Below are 24,327 nucleotides of genomic sequence, written 5' to 3' on the forward strand. Positions count from 1 at the left end.
TTAGTTAGCCTCCTTAATCCGATGCAGCATTTCTGTCAATACATCGGAAGGACTTGTCACTTGTTCCAACGACTCAAGGGTATTCCAAAGTTGCTTTGCATACTCTGCATCAGCAATTTCTTGAACATGTCCCAGGAATTTCTTTTCAATGGTACCTGGAGGGAACGGAGATTCGCGATCACCATCAGGAATTTTCTTCAAGACTTCATACTCTTTGTTCTCGTTTGTCGTAATACGTACTTTGGCTGCGCCCCACAAACTTTTATCTTTTTTGGCCATCTCTGCAATTTCTGAATCCAGCAATACGATTACTTTCCTGGACAGGGAAGCAATTTCAGGGTTCTGCAAATTTTCTTCCATATAGTCATCGCGTACTACCCCAAACTTTAACAGATTTGCCACCGCATAAGGAACGCTGGTCTGTGCCTGTGCACTGTCTTTGGGGTCGTAGGTTCCTGCATCATAAAGGAAAGGTCCGCCAAATACCTGAACCGTTTTTACATCTTCCAACCGCAGCTGGTGATCCGACATAATCTTGTTCACAGCATCCAACGTGGCATGGATACGTCGTACACAGGCATGAATCTTCATATATGCATATTGAATATCCCAGCGCAGTTTCGGTTCTTCCAACAGTTCGCGGTCTGGATGAGCCGAGAAGGCGTTAACAAAGCCTAATTTTCCTTCATATACGTGGGAAGGCCCGCCTAAACCATAAGCTGCAATTTGAGCTGCGGCAATTCCCACTTTCGCGCCAAAGCCAGCCACAAGATACTTTTGGGCAGATCCATCAATTGCACTTTGATTTAACCCGCCAATTACGGCTGCAGCCAAGGAAATGGCATCCACCAGCTGTTTTTTGGAAAAGCCCATCAAGGTTCCAGCAACCACTGCGGCAGCAGCAGCGCCGCAGGCACTGGTGGCATCTATGCCTCTTTCCAAATAAGCAGACGGATTAATCACCCGGCCCTGCCAACAATATACTTCGTAGCCCTTAATAATGGCTTCCAGATATTTTTTCCCATCCACCTTTTCTTTGGGCAGAGTCATAGCCATGGCAGCAGCTGTGGCCTGTATTACAACACCAGGGTGAGCCATGGCAAAACGATGGCCATCATCCATATCCAACATTCTGGCGGAACTTGCCATCCACATGGCAAGTTCCTCAGCAACAGGCTTTTCGCCCAGTTTGTCTTTTAACGCCTCATGCAATTGACGAGACATACTCTTTTTGGTGCTGGCACAAAAGATTCCGATAAAATCGGCAACGTATTCTTTGGTTAACTTTAGAATATCTGGGGGAATTTGCTCATAAGACATATCATCAAACAAATTCACCAGTTTGCTTACACTTGTTTCTTCCATTCGAATGCCTCCATATACCTTATGCAAACAGATTGATAAAGGTGGTAATCAATGCTGCATTAATCAGTGAAGTGAACAGGCCGCCTACAAAGGGTACAACCAATCTGGATTGTGGTGCGGGGCTGTATTTTTCTTCAACAGTAGCGATGTTCATCATAGCGTTCGGGGTTGCCCCAAAACCATAGCCAATCTGAGCTGCACACATTACAGCCGCTTCATAATCCTTACCCATCAGCGGGAAGGTAACCAGTACTACATAAGCGGTAGTGGTGATCACTTGCACCAGCAAAATGATTGCCATGGGAACAGCCAGATCAATCAGCTGCCACAGTTCTACAGACATCATTGCCAAAGCCAGGAAAATATTCAAGGAAATAGAACCTGCGATATTTCCTTCCCGTTCGTAGGTGGGATAGAGATGTGTATAATCGGAAATGTTTCGAATAACCACAGCCACCAGCATGGAGCAAAGGAAAACTGGAATAGTAATGCCAGTGGATCTTTTGATCAATACGTTCAATACAACACCAAAGGCCATCGAGATGAAAATATGGAAAGCCATCAGCATCACATGAGAGATAAATTCTTTTTCAGAAATTTTCAATTCGTCTGTAGAGCCTTCGCCTTCGTTTTCCACTTCTAAGGTCTTTTCCACTACATTCGTACCACTGAGCTTAAATTTTCTAATCAAAAAGTCAGCTGCTGGGCCGCCTAATAAACTACCGAATACTAAGCCAAACGTTGCCCCTGCAATTGCAACCGTTGTAGCACTATTAATACCCATACTCTGAATTTGCGGACCAAAAGCGCCAGCATTGCCGTGACCGCCAACCAGAGGAATAGACCCAAGGCAGAGCCCTAGCAATTTGGGCAGGCCAAGAGCAACAGCAGTATAACCGCCGATAATATTCTGCATAGTAATAAGAATGGCAGTACTTACAGTCAGCAAAATAATGGGTTTTCCAGCTTTCCGCACAGTTTTCATAGAAGCAGAATACCCAATGCTGGTAAAGAAGGCTACCATGCAAAGGTTTTGAAAGACTGCATCCAGCTTTAAGTGCAAAATGTTGTATTGATGAAAAATCAGATTAATGACGGCGAAAAGGATACCACCAACAACGGGTGTAGGAATACAAAACTTCCGCAAGAACTTCAGATGGTTTTTGATAATGCTGCCAATATAGAAAAAGAACAGTGCCAAAGCAACAGTTGCATACAAATCTAATGTGACTTTCACGCTCAACATCTCCTTAAAAATAGGGTATTCATAAAAGCTTGACTTCAGTTGGGTAAGAACAAATCAGATTATTACTTTAGTACAAATATTTCTGATAAAGCATTACAATATTCTAACTGCTGGATTTGATGAATATATTGCTGATTTAGAACTCCAAATGGAGTTTTTTCTACAAGATGGGTAAATTTTGATGCCACCATATCCCAGCCGAATTTCGTCTCTTTTGTTTCTCCTATGGGTATATGCTGAGTGTGGGTCAGAATTTTCCCACTGCTTGTATAGACAACTACTTTACTGGCACTAAAATGTGAAGGATGTTCTTTTAAATATGCTTCTAAGTCAGAATCATATTTTACGATAATTCGTTCTTCAAAGCGAGACACAGTTTCATCTTTTAAACATTCTCTCAAAAATTCTGCGGCATCCAACTTTCCATAAAGCAGTACTACCGCTGTTGTAAAAGGCAGGCTGGATTGTGCACTAATCTCAGTTTTGGTATAAGGTTCTGCAAAACGAAGCAAATAACTGGATGCTCTGATTTCCACTTTTTCAATCTGCTCAGGAACCAGGTGATAGCTTTCTTTTAACTGCAAAGCTGCATCCAAAGTTGCATGAACACCTCGCAGGCAGGCAAACCGCTTAAAATAGACTTCATTAATTTTAAACAACTTCCCTAAACTATCCAATACGTGATCAGTCTCAAAACCATGGCTGCTTTGAAAGGCTTGGAAAAGTCCCCTTTTCCCTTCTAAAATTTGCGGTGATCCAGTAAATCCAGCTCTTGCCAAATCTACTGCACGCAAACCATTAAGCGCAGCCCAGGCTCCACAGAGATACTTTCCTGAGGTACCATCTTGCTGGCATTCTATAATTCCTCCAGAAAAAGTCCCTGCTAAACCCATAGCATTTGCGGCCTGGCCAGAATCGCATTTCATTATTCTGGCCAATAATGCCGCAGCTGCTACAGAACCACATACACCGGTTGCATCAAATCCCCTTTCCCTATGCATATAGGGGTTTAAAGCTTCAGCAATCCGTGCGTATACATCATACGCAGCAACAAGGGCTGCAATAGCTTCTTTACCTGAGATTTTATGCAGCTTGCCCATTATCAGTAATGTTGGAACCAGAAACGAACCAGGATGGCCCATTGCCTTACTAAAGCCATCATCCATATCTGCCATTCTGCCCATTGCGCAATAAGCGAATATCGCTGCACGTGTAGAAAGTGCGTAATCCTGCTCGCTCAAAAAAGTGAAAGTAGCTTCAGTTTTAACTTCTTCGCTGATTGATTTTGCATATTGCAGGAGGGGTACTGCAGCTGCATCAAATCGTCCATTGATGAAGTTGGCACTGGCATCTAGAATAACTTCTTTAGCGCGCTCGATGGAGGCTTTTGGCAATTGGTCATAGTGCAGATTCACTGCATAGTCCGCCAAGACTTGAGCTAATGTTTTTCTCATCATTGCACCAGCCTTCAAGGGGCATCCGTGTGGATAATCCTGTTTACTTTTTGATTTGGCGAATTACATCCAGCACGGTGCCGTCCCGATATTCTACAATGGCGGCTACTTTGTCGGTGGTTTCAATGGGTTTATAGACGCCTGTCAGGGATTCAGCCAATTGCTGCAGTTCTTCAATGGTTACCAGTTTCAAAGAGGTCTTTTCCAAATCTTCTTTCAGTTCCTGGTAATTCCGGTGTTTCGGGTTCAAGGCAATTCCGGCTTCGGTTACTACTGCTGCCACGGTTTCACCGGGGGTGCACAGGGTAAACACATGTTTTACCACGGAAGGAGTTCTGCCTCTGATGATGGGGATGGTAACAATGGAAATGGCTGCGCCGCCGGCTACATCCGGGCCGCCGCCCAGTCCGCCCATCATTTCGCCGGAGGATCCGGTGAGGATGTTTACGTTAAAGTCCGTATCGATTTCCAGGGCACCCAGTACGCCGAAGTCTTCCCGGTTCAGATAGCCGCCTTTGTTATAGGCATTGGAATAGTCGGCGTTGTCAATTTCGATAACCCCAGGACGATCCACAATGGCCCTGGCTGCTACGTTATCGAAGCTTTGGCTACAGGCAACCACCCGCACCAGTTCTTCATCATACATATCGATGATGGCTGCGGGAATGCCGCCCAGGGCAAAGCTGGCTTTGACGCCCCGTTCTTTCATCCGTTCTGCCAGATATTTGGTAATGGCAATGGGGATGGCGCCGGCGCCGGTCTGGAAGGAGAAGCCGTCTTTGAAGCGGCGGGAAGCGGAAATCAGGTCCACAGTTCGTTCAGCAATCATCAGATCCCGAGGGTTCTTGGTGAGCCGAGCAGCCCCTGCGCCAATTTTGGCAGGATCGCCGATGGAATCCACCTTCACCACATAATCCACGTACTGTTGGCTGATGCTTACCGGGCAGCAGGGATATTCCACCAGGTTGTCGGTGATGACAATCACGCAGCCGGCATTTTGGGCATCTACGAAAGAGTAACCCAGGGAGCCGCAGGCATTGGGGCCGATTTGGCCGGTGCAGTTGCCGTTATCGTCTGCAGCAGAAGCGCCGATGAAGGCTACGTCAATCTGCAGTTCGCCGGCTTCGATAGCCCGGGGCCGGGAACCGTGGGTACGGAGGATTACCGGCTTTTCCATTTCACCGGCCAACACAGCATCCCCCAATTGGCCGCGGATACCGCTGGCTTCAATCCGGTCGATGGTTCCGTCTTCAATAAAGTCCACAATGGAGGGTTGGGAAATGTTGACCACGGCGCTGGGGGCAAAACGCAGATGCTTGATGCCCAGTTTGCGGATGGCCAGAAGTACCTGACCAATGATTTTGTCCCCTTCCCGGAAGGCATGGTGGAAGGAGATGGTCATGCCATCTTGCAGGCCAGAGGCTTTGATAGCTTCCTCCAAGCTTCCCAGGAGTTTGGTATCTCCGGGAATTCTATGGCCTGCCGTACGCTTGGTAACCACAGGACCTTTCCGGGCTGGGGTTACATAGGCGCCCTGATAGGGTTTTACTACATAATCGCCGATTTTTTCCGGCAGTTTGCGTCCTAAACTATTTTCTATCATCACAAGTTACCCCCGATCTTGATTCCAGCAGCCTCTGCTTTGGCCAAGGTGGAGCGGGCCCGGAGTTCCATGGGTTTATCCACCATGCCACCGTCCAGCGTGCAAACGCCCGTATGATTCCGGGCAGCTTTCTTCAAAGCTTCCAGCACTCGGACTGCATTGATAATCTCCTTACGGGAAGGGGTAAAGCAAGCGTTTACTTTGTCAATCTGTCTGGGATGCATGCAGGTTTTGCCGTCAAAGCCCAGGGTTCTGGTCATTTCCAGATCCCGTTGAAGGCCTTCGCTGTCGTTGATATCAGAAAACACGGCGTCCTGGGCGGAAATACCGGCTTCCCGGCAGGCCATCAGGATGGTGTTCCGGGCGTAGAAGATTTCCCAACCCGGCTTGGTGCGCTGGGCGCTCATGCTGGCAGTAAAGTCTTCGGCACCCAGGGCCATGGCTGCCACCCGAGGGCTGGCCTTGGCAATTTCCCGGGCATTGAGTACGCCCAAATAGGATTCGATATTGCACCACAGGGCTATTCCGCCAACAGGCAGGCCGGCCTTCTTTTCAATGGCAGTAATTTTTTTATCCACCCGTTTGACTTCCTCAGCATATTCCACCTTGGGCAGGCGAATGGCGTCGGGCTGTGCCCGTACTGCTGCTTCCAGGTCTTCGTCCAATTCTTTGGAGTACAGGCCATTGACCCGGATCAGGATATATTTGCCGGCCGGGCGCTGGTATTTCACTGCGTTGTAGACCAAGAAACGGGCAGCATCTTTCTCGCCAGAAGAAACGGAATCTTCCAGGTCGTAAACCAGGCAGTCTTCATTATAGAAGCCAGCCTGAATCATTTTCACAGGACTGGTACCTCCAGCATAGAGGGAGGTCCGCATCAGCTCAGTTTTGGCCATGTTGATCCTCCTTTCCCCAATCGTAATGGATTTCAGCTGCTCTGCAGACCGCACATTCCATGCGGGCCCGGATGGCAAAATCCAAGGCGCCTTTATCGTACACTTCTACTCTGGCGTCCTTTACGTCAAAATTCTTCAGGACTTCCCGGATGGTAGCTTCGATAGCATCACCAAACAGGGTTTTTACAACGCTCTGCAAATCGATATCAATGCCTTTTCCCGGATTGGGAAACAGTTTAATCTGCACATCGCTGGATTCCAGCGTACCGACCAGGGCCGGTTTCTTTAATTCCATACTCGTGTGCCTCCTTAGTCTTCTTTGGCGTGGGCTTTCATATAGGGGAACAGCCCTCCGGCTTCCATGATTTCGTGTTCCAGGTTGCTGACGGCATCTCCGTGGAAAACCACACCGGTGTTTTGGTCTTTGATTTCCCCGGTGGACAGGTCAACTTCCAGGGTATCGCCGTTTTTGATCTTGCCGTCTTTGATGCCCTGGGACAAGCCCTTGACGAACAGGACCGGATAACCGTTGTTGATGGCATTCCGGTAGTAGATTCGAGAACAGGTTTCTGCCAAAATGCAGGGTACTCCGGCGTATTTCAAGCAGTATACGGCGTGTTCTCGGCTGGAACCGCAGCCAAAGTTCTTACCAGCTACAACAAAGTCCCCAGGTTTTACTTCCTTGGCAAAGTTTTCCATGCCCGGATAATATTCAAAAGCGTATTGGGGCATTTGCTTGGGGTCTGTTTCCGCCAAATATTTGTTGTGATAAATCAAATCCGTATCTACGTTATCGCTTAATACCCAGGCACGGCCAATTTGTTTGTTCATTCTGCGTTCCTCCCTATTTCAAAATATCCCGGGGGTCAGTGATGCAGCCCCGAAGTGCAGTAGCCATGGCAGACATGGGAGAAAGCAGATAGGTATGGCTCCCCTTGCCCACTTTGCCTATGAAGTTCCGGTTGTTGGTGGCTACGCCCACATCCCCTGCAGGCAGTGCACCGTAATGTTCTGCTGTGCACAGGGCACAGGTGGGATTGGTGAAAACAATGCCGGCATTCAGGAAATCCGTAACGAAGCCGTCTTTCAGGCACTGCAGTTCCACTTCCGTGGTGCAGGGGGTGATGATTACCCGGGTGCCCGGATTGATCTTACCGCCGCCTGCCATAAGCACGTCATGGGCAGCTTTAATATCTTCGTAGCGGCCGTTGGAGCAAGAACCGATATGAACCTGGTCCACATGGGTACCAGCAACTTCCCGGACAGTCTTTACATTATCCGGTGCATCGGGGCAGGAGGCCATGGGCTCCAATTCGTCCACATTGTATTCCAGAACCTGGCAGTACTCAGCATCGGGGTCAGCAGACAACGCCTTCACCCGGTCCACCACTTCTTTCCCAGCCCGTTCTACCAGCCAATCCAGTACAGGGCCATTGGGCATAATCAGGGGAACCTTGCCGCTCATTTCGGTTACCATGGAGCACAGGGTAATCCGCTCTGCCAGAGTAGCCCGTTCTACCGTATCGCCGGTGAATTCCACTGCCAGGTAGTCCATGCCGCCGGCACCCAGGTCGCCTACAATCTTGGTAAGCAGGTCACGCATACACACGCCTTTTTTGAAATGACCGGTGATGTTGATTTTCATAGTTTCCGGAACCCGGAACCAGCACAGGCCTTTCACATACGCAGCTGCTACGTCAGAGTTGCCAACGCCGGTAGCAAAGGCGCCTACGGAACCCAGCAGGTTCATATGGCTGTCCGTGCCCAGGACCACATCCCCCGGTTTGATCAGGCCGGCTTCCAGCATAACGTGTTGGCCGATGCCGTGGTTGATGTCAAACAGATGAGGAATACCTTGTCTTTTTGCAAATTCCCGGATGATTTTCTGGTTATTGGATACCTTTTCCGAATGGGAGGGTGTCTGCAAGTCAAAGGTATAGGCTACTTTATTGGGATCCCATACCTTGGCATCCTTGCCCATTTCCTTTTCAAACTGCAGCACGCAGTTGGCACCGCCGAAGTCTCTGGCGGAAGCCAGGTCCACATGGCACCAGACCCGTTCCCCTACCTTGACAGGATGGCCAGATGCACGCTCCATAATTTTTACAATGGCTGTCTTTCCCATTGAACTGCCTCCTTTTATTGCATTTCTAAAATTCAGTGAATTATCAACCGAATCTTGCCTTCACCTACATGCTACCGTTTCATCCATGTAATGAAAAGCACTTTGTATTTGTAAGTCTGCAACCAAAGGTTGCATCTAAGGACATAAAAAATCCGCAACCTAAAGTTGCGGTATCGTTCCATTTAACTGCTTTTTTATTACATAGCACTCATGATACCATGGTCTTAACAAAATAACGGAGGTTGTGGGTATTATGAGCACAAACAAATTCAGTTTCACCATGCCGCCCCAGGCATGCAATGCACACCTGCACATTATTGATCCTGCTTTCCCCAATGATGGTAAGGCAGCTTCCCAGATTGGCACTGTGAAAACCTATAAATATCTTGCAGAAAAGCTGGAATTGCCTAGAGCCATATTTGTCCAGGCGAAACCCTTTGGGAAGGACAATACCTGCCTGCTAGACGCCATCCAGAAGTTCGGGCCGGCCAACGTAAGGGGCATTGCCGTCGTAGATGCCACTGTCAGCGATAAGGAATTGGAACGGCTCCATGAAGGCGGGGTACGGGGGCTGCGTTTTAGCGTATGGAACCCAAAAAATGCAGTTGTTTCCTTTGATGACTGCTACCCTCTCAGCGAACGGGTAAAAGACCTGGGCTGGAATATCCAGTTGCATATGAGCGCCGCCCAAATTGCCGAGCATGCTGACGTCATCCGAAAAATGGACTGCAAAATTGTCATTGACCATATGGGGCGCCTGGATCCGGTGCTGGGCACCAAAGACCCGGCTTGGACGTTCATCCAGGAAATGCTGGAAAAAGGCAACACCTGGATTAAACTCACCGGTCCCTATTTGAACACCACCAGCGTATATCCTTGGGTGGATGCTACAAAAACTGCCCGTACCATTGCCGAGTTTGCTCCCCAACGGATTGTTTGGGGGACGGATTTCCCCCATGTTACGGAAAAGAAAAAGCCGGACGAATTCCAATTGGTGGAACTGCTAGCCCAATGGCTGCCCAGTGACCGGCTGAGACGCCTGGCTCTGACCGACAATCCCGCCGAACTATACGGCTTCTAATCTGTTTTCTTCCGCCTTATTGGCTTATTGCTTGTGAAACTTGAAAGCGATGCTTCTGGACTTGTTCAAAACCCTCTGTTTCTATTTCTTGAACCCCTCTGCCGAAGCATCGCTTCTTGTTACCCAAAACGAAACCGCCATAATTTGAGATGGGAGGCATCCCCTATGGAAAAAGATTTGGTAGAAACGTTTTTGACCATTGCTAAGGTCAATAATATCAGTGAAGCCTCCCGGGTGCTTTATGTATCCCAGGCTACCGTCAGCTATCGGCTAAAGCAGCTGGAACGCCAGGTAGGTGCTCAGCTGGTCCTGCGGCAGCAAGGCTCCCGGGGCACCCAACTGACACCCAACGGCAAACGACTCCTGCCCTTGGCCCAATCTTGGTTATCAGTGAACATGGCATTTGAAAATTTTCAGCCGCAAGAATAATACTGGGTGAGGTATGACCCCATACTAGCCCCGCTCTATAACTGGAGCGGGGCTAGGTGTATGCGGCGGTCGGCCGCAAAGGCTTGGGTGACGGCTGGGAAAGCCCCTTTTGCCGCGTTGCGGCATTTTCCCCCTGTGTGGGGAAAGGTTTGTCCCCATTTGGGGCTAGTGCGGACCGTTAGGTAGTCCAACAACGGAAAAATTGCCCAAGGGCAATTTTTAGCTGGAGAAAACTCTGTACCGGATTTTTGGTCGACGTTCTCAACGGGTGCGGTACAGACATCCTACTTTTGAACCCCATCCCGGCTGCGTTTTACTCTTGGGCGCAGCCACCCTTCCCCTTCTCCTGTTCGCATAGCGAACAGGTAAGGAGAAGGCATTCGGCCTACGGCCGCAGAAAAAGTCGTAGTGAACCTCATCCGTCGCCTCTGGCGACACCTTCTCCAACGCTTTACGGTCGCATCCAAATGTCAATTCAGTTTTCAAGGACATTTGGAATATGCGACCTATGTGATAGCCGTCCAAGAAGCAAGTCCGCGAGGACGCCGCTGATTGGAGTACGGCGAACCACTCAGAAGGCTTCCAGGCCCCTACCGGTCATGTAATAGACTAGAGTAGTGATGATATTTACGAACCATGTTGCTTTGCTATACCCCGTTTAGCACATGACTCGTATGGGCCTAAGACTGGCCCCTGCAAGCGTGTAGGGGCCGTCAGCCCGTAGGGATGACTGAGGAAGTTCACCCCAGCATTTACGGCGCTAGCGCCGCGAAAAATAGCTTTAATGAACTTCTATCGGTGCCTACCGGCACCACTTCCTGAGCGGTTCGCCGTATTCCGGTCATCAGCACCCTACGGGTTTGATTCCCGGACGGCTGTCGCATGGCTCGCGTATACCAAACAGCTTTTGGAAAAACTGTAGCGCTGTTTGGACGCGAACGCAACGTTTGCAGGAAGCGTTCTATATCGCTGCTGGTCAATTGTTAATCGTTACTATAGCGTCACCACTACATGAGCTATCAAATCACTACCTGTAACGGCCAGCACGTCCTCTGCCCTCCCCGCCTAACAGGAAGGGGAGGGACGGGCCACACCAAGAATCCAAGGGCCCTGGGTGGGGAAGGTTCCTTCTGCGGCGCTGGCGCCGCAATATATTCCCAAAAACACCTCTACGCTTTCGTAGAAAGCGTAGCACGTCGTCCGTTTTCTTCAGCACTACCTGTCAGCGCCCCACTCATCCCCCGATTTCAAGCAAAAAAGCCGCTCTCCAAAATCTGCATGATTTTGGAGAGCGGCTTTTTACTTTCTTTCACATTTACAGTCTCCGTGTGAGGGATGCATTAAACACCAAACCTCTTTGCTTCCCTGCCCACCCGGTCACTCTGAGATCTGCGCCCCAGGGGTTTTCCTTGGTGGCGTCGCTCTTCCAGCCCAGTTCTAACAGGGCGCTGGAGCCTTTGCTCTCCGGGGACGGGGTGCTGAGGCCATCATAGGTGGCTCTGGCAGTGCTGTCAAATTCGTAATCCCAGCCCAGGCCTGCGTAGTAGGACTGGTTCTTTTGGTAATTATGGGTCCAGCGGGCGCCCAATCTGGTGCGGTAGGAATCGGCTGCATCCAGGTTATAGTCCGCCGTGCCAAGGGCATTGTGCAGGGTTACGTCATCGCTGGTGAGATGGGTATAATTGAATCGGCCATATACATCCACGCTATCTTTGTCGGTTTGTTGGTAGATCCGGCCCAGACCCAGGCTGGCGCCGGCGTACCGGGCATGGGTGTCGTAGGTGGTATGGTAGCCTTCCAGGGCGCCCCGGAAGTCGCCGTCCATGACGCCGGCCCGGAGGCTGGCCTGGTAATATACACCGTTGTTCAGGTCCCTGCGCAAGAGCAGGCCTACGCCGCCATAGTGCTGGGTACCGTCGCCCCGGCTGCCGTTATCCAGGTGGCTGGTGTAGTTGCCTTTGCCGTATTCGGCAAAGGGCATGATGGTATCTACGGAATTATCGTTGGCAATGCGCCGTACCAGGCCCAGGTTCCCGGCGTAGCCGTTGCTGTCCACATAGGAACCGGTATCGTAGCGCATGTTCTGCCCGCCGATAGTAACGTAGGGCGTAAAGTTCTTCTGGCTTTCGCTGTTCTGGCTGGCCTGGGAAGCTGCCATAAAGCCGGCATCCAGGGCCGTATCCGCTCCTGCCCCAATGAAGTTCAGGGCTGCGGCACTGGATTCAGCAATGAGTTTGGTATCCGGAGAAAGTGTGGCCTTTTGGCCCTCCAGGACGTGCAGCACAAGGGTGTTGGCGTCCTTTTGCTTTACCTCCACCGGCCGGATCACAAACCCGGCATCCATAACCGTATCCAAGCCAGCCAGGGTTCCGTAGGTCGCCCCGTCCGCAGTGATGCCCTTGGCATCATACAGCAGGTTGATTTCGTCCCCGCCTTTAAGGGCCGTGGTCTTTTCCACGCCAGCCTGAATGGACGCCCCGGACACATCTGCCGTACCCGTTACTGTCAGCATGGTATTTCCGTTTACGGCCTCAGTTGGCACGTAGAAGTTCAGGTTCTGGAAGTGGTCCAGGTTGGCAACACTGTTGTTCAGGGTATAGACGTTCAGGGTATTGCCGGTGCTTTCGGTCTTGCCAATGCCGCCGGAGAGGCTGACACTGCTGCCCACCAGGGTTCCATACAGGTTCACGATGTTGTCGTTGGTTGCGGCGGATTCGGACTGGCCGCCGATGATACTTTGATTCACCGTGCCGCCGTAGTAGTTGACTGTGTTGCCGTTGGCGGAGCCGCTGTCGTAGTTTGTGGTAGTGAAAACTTCTACATGGTTTACATAATCGCTTTGTGTTATTTCAAAAGCTTTTGCGTAGCCGCCCCAGAGGGAATCTGCGGTGCCGCTGATCATGTTGACTGTATTGTCTTTGGCCTTGCTGGTAAGCTTAGCTTGAGTCTCAGCACCTACGTAGGTGTCGCTCAGGAATGCTATTTCATTCAAGTCGTCTCTCAACGTGCCATCTGTTCCCAACTCACCTGCAGCGCCGCCATAGGCACTGGTTACCGTGCTGTCAGAAAGGTTGACCGTATTGCCTGCGGCTGTACCTTGGAAGGCCAAGCCGCCAACCACGTGCCCATAGCGTAGTTCCTCATTGTCAATTTGTCCTGTCACATTGCTTCCTGTCAGAACGACTGTATTGCCCGTGGCCGTATCGCTCATGCTCTGTGTAAGCGTCATTCCCAGGTCAATGGCCTCATCCGCTTCAATATAGGCAGCGGTCCCACCGCCAATGACGTTGCGGGTAACAGTGCTGTCCGTCAAGAAGACGCGGTTGTCATTTGCCCTGTCACTTGCGATTATGGATAGAGAACTTGAGTTCTTCTGAGAACCATATTCCTTATAAACATATACGGCAGTGCCGGAGTTGCCGGCTATGACATTTCCTGCCTGGTAGTGATTTAAGGAAACCGTATTACCATTGCTGCTCAAGGATACAGCATAGCGCTCAGCCGAACTCGTATCGTTTACATTGAAATTTGCATTGGATTCTGTATAGCTGCCACTGGCGGTTTTGATGTGTGCCAACTGGGGCATGTCAGGTGAGCCAACCAGAGTCACCGTATTATCATTGCTCTCACCGTATAGCTGTGCTCCTTCGTTTTCCGGGTCTAAATCTGCAAAAACAAGCACATAGCCACCGAGGGCCTCGGACCAATGATTATTTCCCGAGTCGTCATCTGCGCCATACACATTTTTTAAATATATGCTGTTTCCATTGGTACTGACGTAGGCCCTCCTATCGTCCGATACATACAGATCATTTTCTGTATAACCGCCAATAACGTTATCGTTAATGCCGATGTTCTCCAAGCTGACCTTGTTTCCGTTGGCACTGCCACCCCACGTTTCACCGCCGGTTACATATGCAGATTGTTTAAGAAATCTAGATTTCACAAACACATTCGTTTGGGCTTCCGCCCCACTGCCGCTGAGGGTCCCTTCCAGTCTGATGGTATTGCCGCTGGCATCGCCCTTAGTCGTGTAGCCGCCATAGATATCCTGATAGGTAATAGGTGTAGTTGATTCATTGGTGATGGTCACTGTGTTGTTACTGGCAGCAGAAGGCTGCAGATACGGGAACAGGTCAGAGTCTTCGCCGATACGCTCTACAGAACCACCATATATTAGGCTAAACACGGTGGTATTTTTCAGCGTAACCGTATTGCCGCTGGCGTCTGCCGTAAAAGGTGCAGTGATGCTTGTATTGTCTTCATCAAGAAAAACGTAGCCGCCATAGACCGTGCCTTTGACATACGCATTTTCTGCATCCACCGTATTTTCATCGGCTTTGCCATAAGGAGAATAGCCGCCGTAGACCCTGCCCCACGTGACATAGCCCGTTTCGGTGATGGTCACCGTGTTTTTGGTGACATTGTCCCCTGCCTCGGTGCCCTGACCGCCGTAGACGTCTACCTTTACTTCCGTGTCAACCGTCGTGGTCTTTCCGGTAACATCCGCTGCAAGGGCTGGATGCAAGCCTGCCCCCGCAGCAAAAACAGCAGCCATGATAGAAGCATATAGCCATTTACTTTCTTTCCCCATAATACACCCTCCCTTACAAACATCTTGTTACGACAGTTATTACATAATACTATTATAGCAGGATTATAGGGAATTTTACATAAATTTTGGGGATTCTTGGCACGATAGAGGGTGGCTTGCGGAATAGTGCGGTCAGCGGACTTCATGGTGCTAGTGCGGGGAATCCTCGAGCGGTTCGCCGTATTCCAGTCGCCATCGCCTTGCAGGCTCGGTTCCTGGACGGCTGTCGCAGGGGTCGTATATTCCATTTCTCAGCGGCTAAGGCCTTGAGAAATGGATACGACTCCCCCCGAATGGGAAACGTCCGTCCCCTTTTGGGGCTAGTGCGGTGAGGATGGTAGCTCAACTACAGAAAAATTGCCCACGGGCAATTTTTAGCTGCAGAAAACTCTGTACCGGATTTTTGGTCGTGCGGTCTTCGGGGTGTAGTGCGAGAATCTTGGTTTTGAACCCCATCCGCCGGCGAGTGCGCCGACACCTTCCCCTTTTCCAGTGCACGCTGAGCAGTGCACTGGTAAGGAGAAGGCAGTAATTAACTTCCTCCGTCAGCCTTTGGCTGACACCTACCACACGCTTGTGGTAGGCATCCAGACCACTACTGGTCAATTGTTAGTCGTTACAATCGCATTCCCACTACATTAACTGTTAAAACACCTACAGAACCGGCCAGCACGTCCTCTGCCCTCCCCGCCTAACAGGAAGGGGAGAGACGGGCCACACCAAGAATCCAAGGCCCTGGGTGGGGAAGGCTCCTTCTGCGGCGCTGGCGCCGCAATAAAATGGCTGGAGGCAATCCATCGTGGATTGTCTCCAGCCATTTCGTATATTCTATCTTGATTCCTCAACAGCTTGAAGCCCTGCTTTTCGGGCTTCAAGCTGTTGGAAGTGCTCCGTTTTCCTGAATTCCGACTGTTACGGTACGCTCTAAACTTTCTTGCTTACGTTTAAAGTCTTCTGCTTATTGTCACCCCATATGTTACCCCTCTTTGTGCTCCGGTCCAGCCTGTCACTCGCAGATCTGCGCCCCAGGGGTTCTCTTTCGTTGCTTTGCTCTGCCAACCGAGCTCCAGCATGCCGCTGCTTCCCTGGACGCTGGGGGCGGGGGTGCTAAATTCTCTGTACTGGGCTCTGGCTTCTCCGTCAAATTCGTAATCCCAGCCCAGGCCGGCATAGATGGTGTTCTGGGCGCCCAAATGTCTGGTCCAGCGCAGGCCGAGTCTTGTCCGATAGGAGTTCACGCTGTCCAAATGGTAGTCGCCGCTGCCTAGATTGGTATGAATAGCGGTGGTATCGCTGCCCAGATGGGTCCAATAGAATTTGCCGTAGTAGTCAAAGTCGTCCTGGCCTTTGGAGATGATTTTCCCCAGGCCCAAATGGGCGGCGATATATTGGGAACCGGTATCGTAGGAGGCTCGGTGACCGGCTAGCACGCCCCGGAAATCTCCGGACAGGTATCCGGCCCGGAGCATGCCTTCGTAATGGAGGCCGCTGCGCAGGTCTCTGCGAAGCAGCAGGCCGGCTCCCAGGTAGTGCTGGTCGCCGTCGCTTCTGGCGCCGCTGTCCAGGTGGCTGGTGTAGTTGCCGTTGCCGTACTCAGCAAAGGGCATGAGGGTATCGGCGTGATTGCCGTCAAAGGTGCGTTTCACAAAGCCCAACTCGGTGTTAAGGCCCTGGCTGTCCACGTAGGAGCCGGTGTCATAGCGCAGGTCGTGGCCGCCGATGACGGCATAGGGGATAAATTTGGCTTCCACGGAATGGTCTTCCAGCCAGGCTGCTTCGTAGGCTGCCACAGCCGAGGCATAGCCCTGGGTGGCGGCCAGGTCGGAAGCGTTCACCAGTTCGCTGATGGCGGCTTCCCGCTGCTCGGGGATCAGTTTGGTATCGGGGTTCAGGAAACCTTTGTCCCCGGCGGGGATGTACAGGACAATGGTATTGGGGTCCTGTTCTTTAATGAGGACTTTGTGCTGGACAAAGCCGGGGTCCGTGACCACGTCTTTGCCGGTGATCATGCTGTAGGTGGTGCCGGTGGTGCTGATGGTATTGGCATCGTGGAGCAGGTTGATGACCTGGCCAGGGCTCAGTTTCACGCTGTCGTCAATGCCGCCGTTCACTGCTGCTCCATGGACATCCGCTGTGTCCGTGACTTCCAGCATGGTCTCTCCCGGAACGGTGCCGGCCGGCACGTAGAAGTTCAGGGTCTGGAAGTAGTCCAGATTCTTGACGGTCTGGTCTTTGGTGTAAAAATTCAGGGTGTTGCCGGTGCTTTCGAGTTCGCTATAGCCGCCGTAGAGGCTCATCATGGTGCCTAAGGTGCCTCCGGTGATGGTGACCGTGTTATCGTTGGCTGCGCCCTGTACCGATGCGCCGCCCACGATGTAGTTGGTGTCCCCTTCCGTCGTGCCAATGGTACCGCCGGAAATGGTCAGGGTATTGCCTGTAGCATCGCCGCTGACGGTGGTGCCGGCAGCTACGTTTTGTGCGACTGTGCCGCCGGAGATGGAAACGCTATTGTCCGAGACGGTACTGGCGCCTTCGGCTTCGGCACCTTCGCCGCCAATTACATAATAAGTGACAGTACCGCCGCTAAGGGAAACATGGTTTCCTGAAATGGTCCCTTCTTCGCCCAGGATGGTGGCCCCGCCTACCAGTCTAGCAGCGGTACCGCCGCTCATGCTGGCGGTATTATCTTTGACGTTGGTGCCGCCATAGCCGCCTACGGCCGCTGTAATATCCCCGTCATAGACGTAGAGGGTATTCCCGGTAGTATCGCCTTTTGCTAGATTTTCCGTATTTCCTTCTGCATTGGTATACTCCAGTTCATTGGCCCGGCCAGCGGCTGCGGTGAAAATAGTGCCGCCTTTGATGATCAAAGTATTGCCGGTGGCGTCGCCGGTCTCTGTCACACCCGCTGGCAGTGAGGCAATGGGTTCGTATTCGGCGGCTGAGCCTGTAGCCCCGCCGTACACATTGAAATAAGTGCCGCCCTCCACGGTTACAGTGTTGTCAGAAGCTGTGCCTATGAGAGCCCGGCCGCCGACGATTTCTTTCATCTGTGTATCGGCGGTGACATTGGTAAGGGAAACGGTATTGCCCGAAGCGGTACCATGTGCAGTATAGCCGCCATAGGCATCGCCGCTTAGGGTGGTGCTCGTCAGGCTGGTGGTGTTACCCGTGGCATCGCCGTAAACAGTATAGCCGCCGTAGACATCGCCAGAAAGGGAGACATCAGAAATTTTGACAGTGTTTTGGGACGCATCACCCACCGGTGCGGTCGCTGTGGGAATATAATAATCAACATAAAGGTTCACATAGCCGCCGTACACATTGCCTGCAGCAGCTGCTGTGCCGCTGATTTCCACGGTGTTGCCGGTGGCATTTGTGGGATTGGGGGTAAGGGAATAGGAAGTACCGGCATTGAGTGCCGCGCCTCCAGCTACATTTCCTCCCACGGTGCCGCTGGAAATTTTGACGGTATTATTGGCAGCATTGCCTAAAAGGGAGCCGCCGCCATAGACATTGCCTGCAACAGCTGCTGTGCCGCTGATTTCTACGCTATTCTGGTCGGCGCTGCCAAAGGGAGCCCAGCCACCGCTGGCAGCGGGCATTTGGCTGTCATTATAGGTAATTTCACCGCCGGTGAGGGTGACCTGGTTGTTGGATGACGTTCCTCCATAACCATTTGCATAGCCGCCTATCAGCATATAATGATCCGTTCCGCCGCTCATAATCACACGATTGTTTGCCGTGTTTTCCCCATTGCCTCCGATTGCCTGGTTCACAACGCCGCTTTTGACTTCCACCGTGTTGGCATTGGCGTCACCCTTTAGGGAAAAACCGCCATAGGTAGTGCCGATATTATCGGCTGCCGTATCAATCAGGACGTAGTTTCCCAGCGCATCGCCTGCATCAACAAACCCACCGTAGTTTGGGCCTGAAGAACCATAGATTTCCACCCGGTTATTGCTGGCATTATTGCCATTCCCACCTGTTATAGAGCCAACGGCACTTGTACTAGCAATGATGACGGTATTCCCCTCAGCTGGTCCAGAAGAGTAACCTCCAACGATATCCAGGCTGGTAAGGCTGCTGTTTGTGACAGTTACCGTATTCTTTGACGCGCTGCCTGCTTGTTCATCAGCAGCCTTACCACCATAAACGGTTGCTCTTTTCAGGTCCAGCGTAGCCTCCGTAACGGTCAGTGTATTGCCGCTGGCTGTACCGGTATCGCTGTTGCCGGTCGTTTCCGCCTGGGTAATAGCACCCGTCACGGTAACCGGATCCGCCATAGCCGGAGCGGCATACAACCCCATACCCAAAATGCTGGAAAGAATCACCGCTGTGCAGCTGCGCTGCTCTTTACTCCCCATAAAAATTGTCAGAAGTCCCCTTAGGACAGCTGGCCTGCCTCCCTTCACCTATACCGAAAATGCCCCCTAAGACATTTTCGCACCAAACCTCCAATGTGGCCAAATTGCTTGTTAAAGAGTGAGATACTTTTTTATACCCGTATTATAGCATGAGAGTAGAAATGTAGTTATTATATTTCGGACAATTTTCTAGGAGTGGTTATTTGTGGAAAGGGATTATGGGTTTTGGGTGGGGCTCGCTGTGTCCCCTATTGGCACCTACGGTGCCACTTTCCCTAAGGGAAAGGTTTGTCCCCATTTGGGGCTAGTGCGGTGAGGACGGTAGCTCAACTACAGAAAAATTGCCCTTAGGCAATTTTTTGCTGGAGAAAACTCTGTACCGGATTTTTGGTCGATGTTCTCAACGGGTGTAGTGCGGGTATTTTGGTTTTGAACCCCATCCCGGCTGCGTTTTGCTCTTGGGCGCAGCCACCCTTCCCCTTTTCCTGTTCGCATAGCGAACAGGTAAGGAGACGGCAGTAAAACTTCCTCCGTCAGCCTTTGGCTGACACCTACCACAGTGGTTCGCTGCTAGCCAGTCATTTTCACCCTACGGGCTCAATTCCTGGGCAGCTATCACATGGGTCGCGTGTACCAAACAGCTTCTGGAATACCTGTAACGCTGTTTGGACGCGACCGCAACGTTTGTGGTAGGCTTCCAGGTCACTACCGGTCATGTAATAGACTAGAGTAGTGATGATATTTACGAACCATGTTGCTTTGCTACACCCGTTTTGCACATGACTCGTACAGGCCTAAGACTGGCCCCTGCAAGCGTGTAGGGGCCGTCAGCCCGTAGGGATGACTGAGGAAGTTCACCCCAGCATTTACGGCGCCGGCGCCGCGAAAAGCTTTGATAAACTTCTATCGTCGCCTATGGCGACACTTCCTTCACCCTTGAAGGAAGCTTTCATAAGCCGCCACTGGTCAAGTGTTAATCGATACTATAGTATTACCACTACATAAGCTATCAAATCACTACCTGTAACGGCCAGCACTACCCTCTGCCCTCCCCGCCTAACAGGAAGGGGAGGGACGGGCCACACCAAGAATCCATGGGCCCTGGGTGGGGAAGGCTCCTTCTGCGGCGCTGGCGCCGCAATAAAATGGCTGGAGGCAATCCATCGTGGATTGTCTCCAGCCATTTCGTATATTCTATCTTGATTCCTCAACAGCTTGAAGCCCTGCTTTTCGGGCTTCAAGCTGTTGGAAGTGCTCCGTTTTCCTGAATTCCGACTGTTACGGTACGCTCTAAACTTTCTTGCTTACGTTTAAAGTCTTCTGCTTACTGTCACCCCATATGTTACCCCTCTTTGTGCTCCGGTCCAGCCGGTAATTCGCAGATCTGCGCCCCAGGGGTTTTCTCGTGTTGCTTTGCTTTGCCAACCGAGCTCCAGCATGCCGCTGCTTCCCTGGACGCTGGGGGCGGGGGTGCTAAATTCTCTGTACTGGGCTCTGGCTTCGCCATCAAATTCATAGTCCCAGCCCAGGCCGGCATAGATGGTGTTCTGGGTGCCCAGGTGTCTGGTCCAACGCAGGCCCAGTCTTGTCCGATAGGAATTCACGCTGTCCAGATGGTAGTCGCCGCTGCCTAGGCTGCTGTATATCCTTGTGGTATCACTGCCCAGATGGGTCCAATAGAATTTGCCGTAGTAGTCAAAGTCGTCCTGGCCTTTGGAGATGATTTTCCCCAGTCCCAAATGGGCGGCGATATATTGGGAACCGGTGTCGTAGGAAGCCCGATGGCCAGCCAAAAGGCCCCGGAAGTCTCCGGACAGGTACCCGGCCCGGAGCATGCCTTCGTAATGGAGGCCGCTGCGCAGGTCTCTGCGGAGCAGCAGGCCGGCTCCCAGGTAGTGTTGGTCGCCGTCGCTTCTGGCGCCGCTGTCCAGGTGGCTGGTATAGTTGCCGTTGCCGTATTCTGCAAAGGGCATGATGGTATCGGCGTGATTGCCGTCAAAGGTGCGTTTCACAAAGCCCAGTTCGGTGTTAAGGCCCTGGCTGTCCACGTAGGAGCCGGTGTCGTAGCGCAAATCATGGCCGCCCACTACCGCATAGGGTATAAATTTGGCTTCCACGGAATGGTCTTCCAGCCAGGCGGCTTCGTAGGCGGCCACGGCGGAGGCATAGCCCTGGGTGGCAGCCAAATCGGAGGCGTTCACCAGTTCGCTGATGGCGGCTTCCCGCTGCTCGGGGATCAGCTTGGTATCGGGGTTCAGGAAGCCTTTGTCCCCGGCGGGGATGTACAGGACAATGGTATTGGGGTCCTGTTCTTTAATGAGAACTTTGTGCTGTACAAAGCCGGGATCCGTGACCACGTCTTTGCCGGTGATCATGCTGTAGGTGGTGCCGGTGGTATTGATGGTATTGGCATCGTGGAGCAGGTTGATGACCTGGCCGGGGCTCAGTTTCACACTGTCGTCAATGCCGCCGTTCACTGCTGCTCCAGCCACATCCGCCGTATTGGTCACTTCTAGCATGGTCTCTCCAGGAACGGTGCCGGCCGGCACGTAGAAGTTCAGGGTCTGGAAGTAGTCCAGGTTTTTGACAGTCTGGTCTTTGGTGTAGAAGTTCAAGGTGTTGCCGGTGCTTTCGAGTTCGCTATAGCCGCCGTAAAGGTCCATTTCCGGATTCAGGGTGCCACCCAGGATATTGACGGTGTTGTCATCGGCTGCGCCGCCTTCCGACTCGCCGCCATAGATTCCGGTATCAAGGGTTCCGCCAGAGAAATTAACAGTGTTGCTGTTGGCGTTTCCGCTTTTTTCATCATTATACGTTGCAGCATACCCGCCTATGACATTACCCGAAACTTCACCGCCGCTGATGGTGACTGTATTGGAAGCAGCATCACCGCCCATTGTATAGCCTCCTGTCACGCCGAAAGGTATGCCTTGCTGGGTCGTTCCTGCCGTACCACCGGAAAGTATGACTTTATTTCCTGATACATTGTCGCCCGTAACCATTGCACCTATAGTGATTCCGGCATCACCGCCCGTGATAATTACCGTATTGTTCGTTGCGGAAACTCCGGACACTCCGCCGAAAGTCCTGGTGGACGTACCGCCATTCATTTCGACAGTATTATTGATGGAACCAAAGGTACCATCCGAACTGCCCACAGTATTTCCACCAATCAGACTTTCTGTAGTACCGCCATTGAAAATGACTTTATTGTCTTTTACCCCGGTCAGGCCTATACCGCCTGTAACGCTAGTAAGCTTGCCCGTCCCTGTAGTATCAATCGTGACTGTATTGCCGGAAGCGGAATTCCTAGTGGATTCACCGCCAATAATTGAACCAGTAACATTTCCGGATAATAGGGTAACGGTATTGTTATCGGCGGGATTCGACAACTCCGCCTCACTCCCCGAGGAATATCCCCCATAGATATCACTGGTCAGGTCACCGCCTTTGATTGTGACCGTATTGGAAACGGCGTTGCCACCCGCCGCATACCCGCCATAGATGGTGTTTTTAGCGTCCGAAGCCCCAATGGTGCCACCTTCAAGGGTGACGGAGTTATCTGTGGCGTCGCCGCTTGGCGTATTGCCGCCGTAGACGTTGTTATTGATTGTGCCGCTTTCAATAGTGACGGCGTTGCCTGTGACATCGCCGGTTCCTGTAAAGCCGCTATTCTCATTATGCTCCCCGATATTGGCGCCATAAATGACCCCGGTAACCGTCGCGCCCGATACTTTGACGGTATTTCCTGAAGCATTGCCCTTGACCGCGGTGCCGCCGAAAACATTATTTTGGAAGGTGCCGCTGTCGAGGGTGACGGCGTTGCCGGTGGCGTCGCCATAAGCGGTGTAGCCGCCGTAGACTTCGCCGGGAAGGGTCACGTCCGAAATTTTGACGGTGTTTTGGATGGCAGCACCGGCCAGTGAACCGTTATAATTAGCCTCAACCTTCCCGCCGTACACATTGCCAGAAACGGCTGCTGTGCCGCTGAGTTCTACGCTATTGCCGGTTACATCTTGCGAATAGGAACCATAACCGTCAGTATACCCGCCTATTACGTCTTTGCTGACACTGCCGGCGGAGATTTTGACACTATTGCCCTTAACATTGCTGCCTGCAAAGGACAGGCCGCCATATACGGTACCGTTTACGACAGCGGTGCCGCTCATTTCTACACTGTTGCTGGTTACGGAACCGTCATAGTTACCATAATACCCTCCTGCAACTATAGCATTGGAATCAGCATTGCCTATTGTGCCGCCCGTAAGAATCACTTTGTTGTTTGACAATGATCCTATTTGATTTGCCATACCACCTGCAACCATAACTCGAATATTCCCGCCGCTAATGGTAACGGTGTTGTTTTCCAGTATTCCCCCTTGAGCTCCATGGACATAATTGTAATTCCCTGCCGAGACTTCTATTTTATTGTTCTTTGCTACAGCTGCCGAGGCGGAAGTACCAGAAGCCAGGCCCCCAACTAGGTAATCTGCAGAGCCACCAGAAGCAATAATCGTATTGTCTGAGGCTTCGGAACTCCCTTGGCCGCCATATATGGAATTACTAATAGTACCAGCACTTTCTACCCGGTTGTGATTGGCTGTAGTGCCAATACCGCCCCAGACACTATTCAGACTGCTCTTATCATCAATGCTCACAACGTTTTCTTCATTAATAGTGCCGCCAGCGCCGCCATAAATCTCGGCATTGAGCGTAGAATTGGTAACCGTGACTGAGTTATTGGAAACAGAAGTGTCTGTACCGGCTACGGAACCACCATTAATGCGGATTGGGGTATAAGGATCAGCTTGTGATGCATCTTTTACTATCACTTGATTCCCTCTGGGCGTACCTGTATCCTCGTTACCGTTGACGTTTGTAATATTTCCCGTCACCGTCACCGGAGCTGCCAGCGCAGGGGCGGCATATAGCCCCATCCCCAAAATACTGCAAAGAAGCACTGCCGATAAACTCTGTTTGTGTTCTTTTGTCCCCATGTCTTTTGCCAGAAATAGACCTAGAATTTCTGGTCTGCCTCCCTTCTCCTGTACCAGAAATGCCCCCTAAGACATTTCCGCTCCAAGCTTCCATCGTTAATGTTTATCCTGTTAACATTTTAAATACTTTTTTACAATTGTATTATAGCATAAGAGTAGAAGTGTAGTTA

The 24,327-nt window shown here is 51.4% G+C and carries 13 protein-coding genes; 2 read left to right on the top strand and 11 right to left on the bottom strand.

The genetic code is table 11. From position 1 onward, the window contains the following. From LKE88_RS02915 to LKE88_RS02950, 8 genes are all read right to left on the bottom strand, one after another. Window positions 1–1,365: an MmgE/PrpD family protein gene (locus tag LKE88_RS02915; protein WP_105325483.1), complete on the bottom strand. Its 1,365-nt coding sequence runs from the start codon at window positions 1,363–1,365 to the stop codon at window positions 1–3. Between the two features lie 19 nt (window positions 1,366–1,384). Further along, window positions 1,385–2,602, bottom strand: coding sequence for a sodium/glutamate symporter (gene gltS, locus LKE88_RS02920; protein ID WP_158572346.1), 1,218 nt, complete (start codon window positions 2,600–2,602; stop codon window positions 1,385–1,387). Between the two features lie 71 nt (window positions 2,603–2,673). Then, on the bottom strand, window positions 2,674–4,068 hold the full coding sequence (locus LKE88_RS02925) for an MmgE/PrpD family protein (protein ID WP_276802714.1): 1,395 nt from the start codon (window positions 4,066–4,068) through the stop codon (window positions 2,674–2,676). 40 nt (window positions 4,069–4,108) lie between these two features. Next, a complete protein-coding gene (citF, locus tag LKE88_RS02930) occupies window positions 4,109–5,668 on the bottom strand; it encodes a citrate lyase subunit alpha (protein ID WP_105325480.1) in 1,560 nt (519 codons plus the stop codon). Further along, window positions 5,668–6,564 carry an HpcH/HpaI aldolase/citrate lyase family protein gene (locus LKE88_RS02935; RefSeq protein WP_118287056.1) on the bottom strand — a complete coding sequence of 299 codons (897 nt, stop codon included), beginning with the start codon at window positions 6,562–6,564 and terminating at the stop codon, window positions 5,668–5,670. The genes citF and LKE88_RS02935 overlap by 1 nt, the downstream gene beginning before the upstream one ends. Beyond that, on the bottom strand, window positions 6,551–6,859 hold the full coding sequence (gene citD, locus LKE88_RS02940; RefSeq protein WP_118287055.1) for a citrate lyase acyl carrier protein: 309 nt from the start codon (window positions 6,857–6,859) through the stop codon (window positions 6,551–6,553). The genes LKE88_RS02935 and citD overlap by 14 nt, the downstream gene beginning before the upstream one ends. A gap of 14 nt (window positions 6,860–6,873) precedes the next feature. After that, a complete protein-coding gene (locus LKE88_RS02945; RefSeq protein WP_276802717.1) occupies window positions 6,874–7,395 on the bottom strand; it encodes a LeuD/DmdB family oxidoreductase small subunit in 522 nt (173 codons plus the stop codon). A gap of 13 nt (window positions 7,396–7,408) precedes the next feature. Then, window positions 7,409–8,689 carry a 3-isopropylmalate dehydratase large subunit gene (locus LKE88_RS02950; RefSeq protein ID WP_105325476.1) on the bottom strand — a complete coding sequence of 427 codons (1,281 nt, stop codon included), beginning with the start codon at window positions 8,687–8,689 and terminating at the stop codon, window positions 7,409–7,411. A gap of 253 nt (window positions 8,690–8,942) precedes the next feature. Here LKE88_RS02950 and LKE88_RS02955 point away from each other — a divergent pair, with 253 nt between their 5' ends. Next, window positions 8,943–9,770, top strand: coding sequence for an amidohydrolase family protein (locus LKE88_RS02955; RefSeq protein ID WP_105325475.1), 828 nt, complete (start codon window positions 8,943–8,945; stop codon window positions 9,768–9,770). Window positions 9,771–9,935: 165 nt separating this feature from the next. After that, window positions 9,936–10,199 (top strand): LysR family transcriptional regulator, encoded by a 264-nt coding sequence (locus tag LKE88_RS02960; protein ID WP_105325474.1) that lies wholly within the window; start codon window positions 9,936–9,938, stop codon window positions 10,197–10,199. 1,315 nt (window positions 10,200–11,514) lie between these two features. Here the strand turns inward: LKE88_RS02960 and LKE88_RS02965 are convergent. The 3 genes from LKE88_RS02965 to LKE88_RS02975 form a co-directional block, all read right to left on the bottom strand. Beyond that, the gene (locus tag LKE88_RS02965) at window positions 11,515–14,793 is read right to left on the bottom strand and encodes an autotransporter outer membrane beta-barrel domain-containing protein (protein ID WP_105325473.1); all 3,279 of its coding nucleotides are present in this window, start codon (window positions 14,791–14,793) and stop codon (window positions 11,515–11,517) included. A 944-nt stretch (window positions 14,794–15,737) separates the two neighbouring features. Then, complete coding sequence (locus tag LKE88_RS02970; RefSeq protein ID WP_158572344.1) at window positions 15,738–19,103, bottom strand: beta strand repeat-containing protein; 3,366 nt, start codon at window positions 19,101–19,103, stop codon at window positions 15,738–15,740. Window positions 19,104–20,470: 1,367 nt separating this feature from the next. Continuing rightward, entirely contained in the window at window positions 20,471–23,992 is a 3,522-nt protein-coding gene (locus tag LKE88_RS02975; protein ID WP_276802719.1) for a beta strand repeat-containing protein, read from the bottom strand. Between the last annotated feature and the right edge of the window lie 335 nt (window positions 23,993–24,327).

The organism is Acidaminococcus hominis, assembly GCF_022484025.1.
Classification (GTDB): domain Bacteria; phylum Bacillota; class Negativicutes; order Acidaminococcales; family Acidaminococcaceae; genus Acidaminococcus; species Acidaminococcus hominis.

Excerpts from the sequence above, each read along its gene's own strand:
- LKE88_RS02925 (WP_276802714.1), bottom strand. The coding sequence starts at position 4,068 with ATGATGAGAAAAACATTAGCTCAAGTCTTGGCGGACTATGCAGTGAAT.
- LKE88_RS02970 (WP_158572344.1), bottom strand. The coding sequence starts at position 19,103 with ATGGGGTTGTATGCCGCTCCGGCTATGGCGGATCCGGTTACCGTGACG.
- LKE88_RS02915 (WP_105325483.1), bottom strand. The coding sequence starts at position 1,365 with ATGGAAGAAACAAGTGTAAGCAAACTGGTGAATTTGTTTGATGATATG.
- LKE88_RS02965 (WP_105325473.1), bottom strand. The coding sequence starts at position 14,793 with ATGGGGAAAGAAAGTAAATGGCTATATGCTTCTATCATGGCTGCTGTT.
- LKE88_RS02945 (WP_276802717.1), bottom strand. The coding sequence starts at position 7,395 with ATGAACAAACAAATTGGCCGTGCCTGGGTATTAAGCGATAACGTAGAT.
- LKE88_RS02935 (WP_118287056.1), bottom strand. The coding sequence starts at position 6,564 with ATGGCCAAAACTGAGCTGATGCGGACCTCCCTCTATGCTGGAGGTACC.
- LKE88_RS02955 (WP_105325475.1), top strand. The coding sequence starts at position 8,943 with ATGAGCACAAACAAATTCAGTTTCACCATGCCGCCCCAGGCATGCAAT.
- citD (WP_118287055.1), bottom strand. The coding sequence starts at position 6,859 with ATGGAATTAAAGAAACCGGCCCTGGTCGGTACGCTGGAATCCAGCGAT.
- citF (WP_105325480.1), bottom strand. The coding sequence starts at position 5,668 with ATGATAGAAAATAGTTTAGGACGCAAACTGCCGGAAAAAATCGGCGAT.
- LKE88_RS02960 (WP_105325474.1), top strand. The coding sequence starts at position 9,936 with ATGGAAAAAGATTTGGTAGAAACGTTTTTGACCATTGCTAAGGTCAAT.
- LKE88_RS02950 (WP_105325476.1), bottom strand. The coding sequence starts at position 8,689 with ATGGGAAAGACAGCCATTGTAAAAATTATGGAGCGTGCATCTGGCCAT.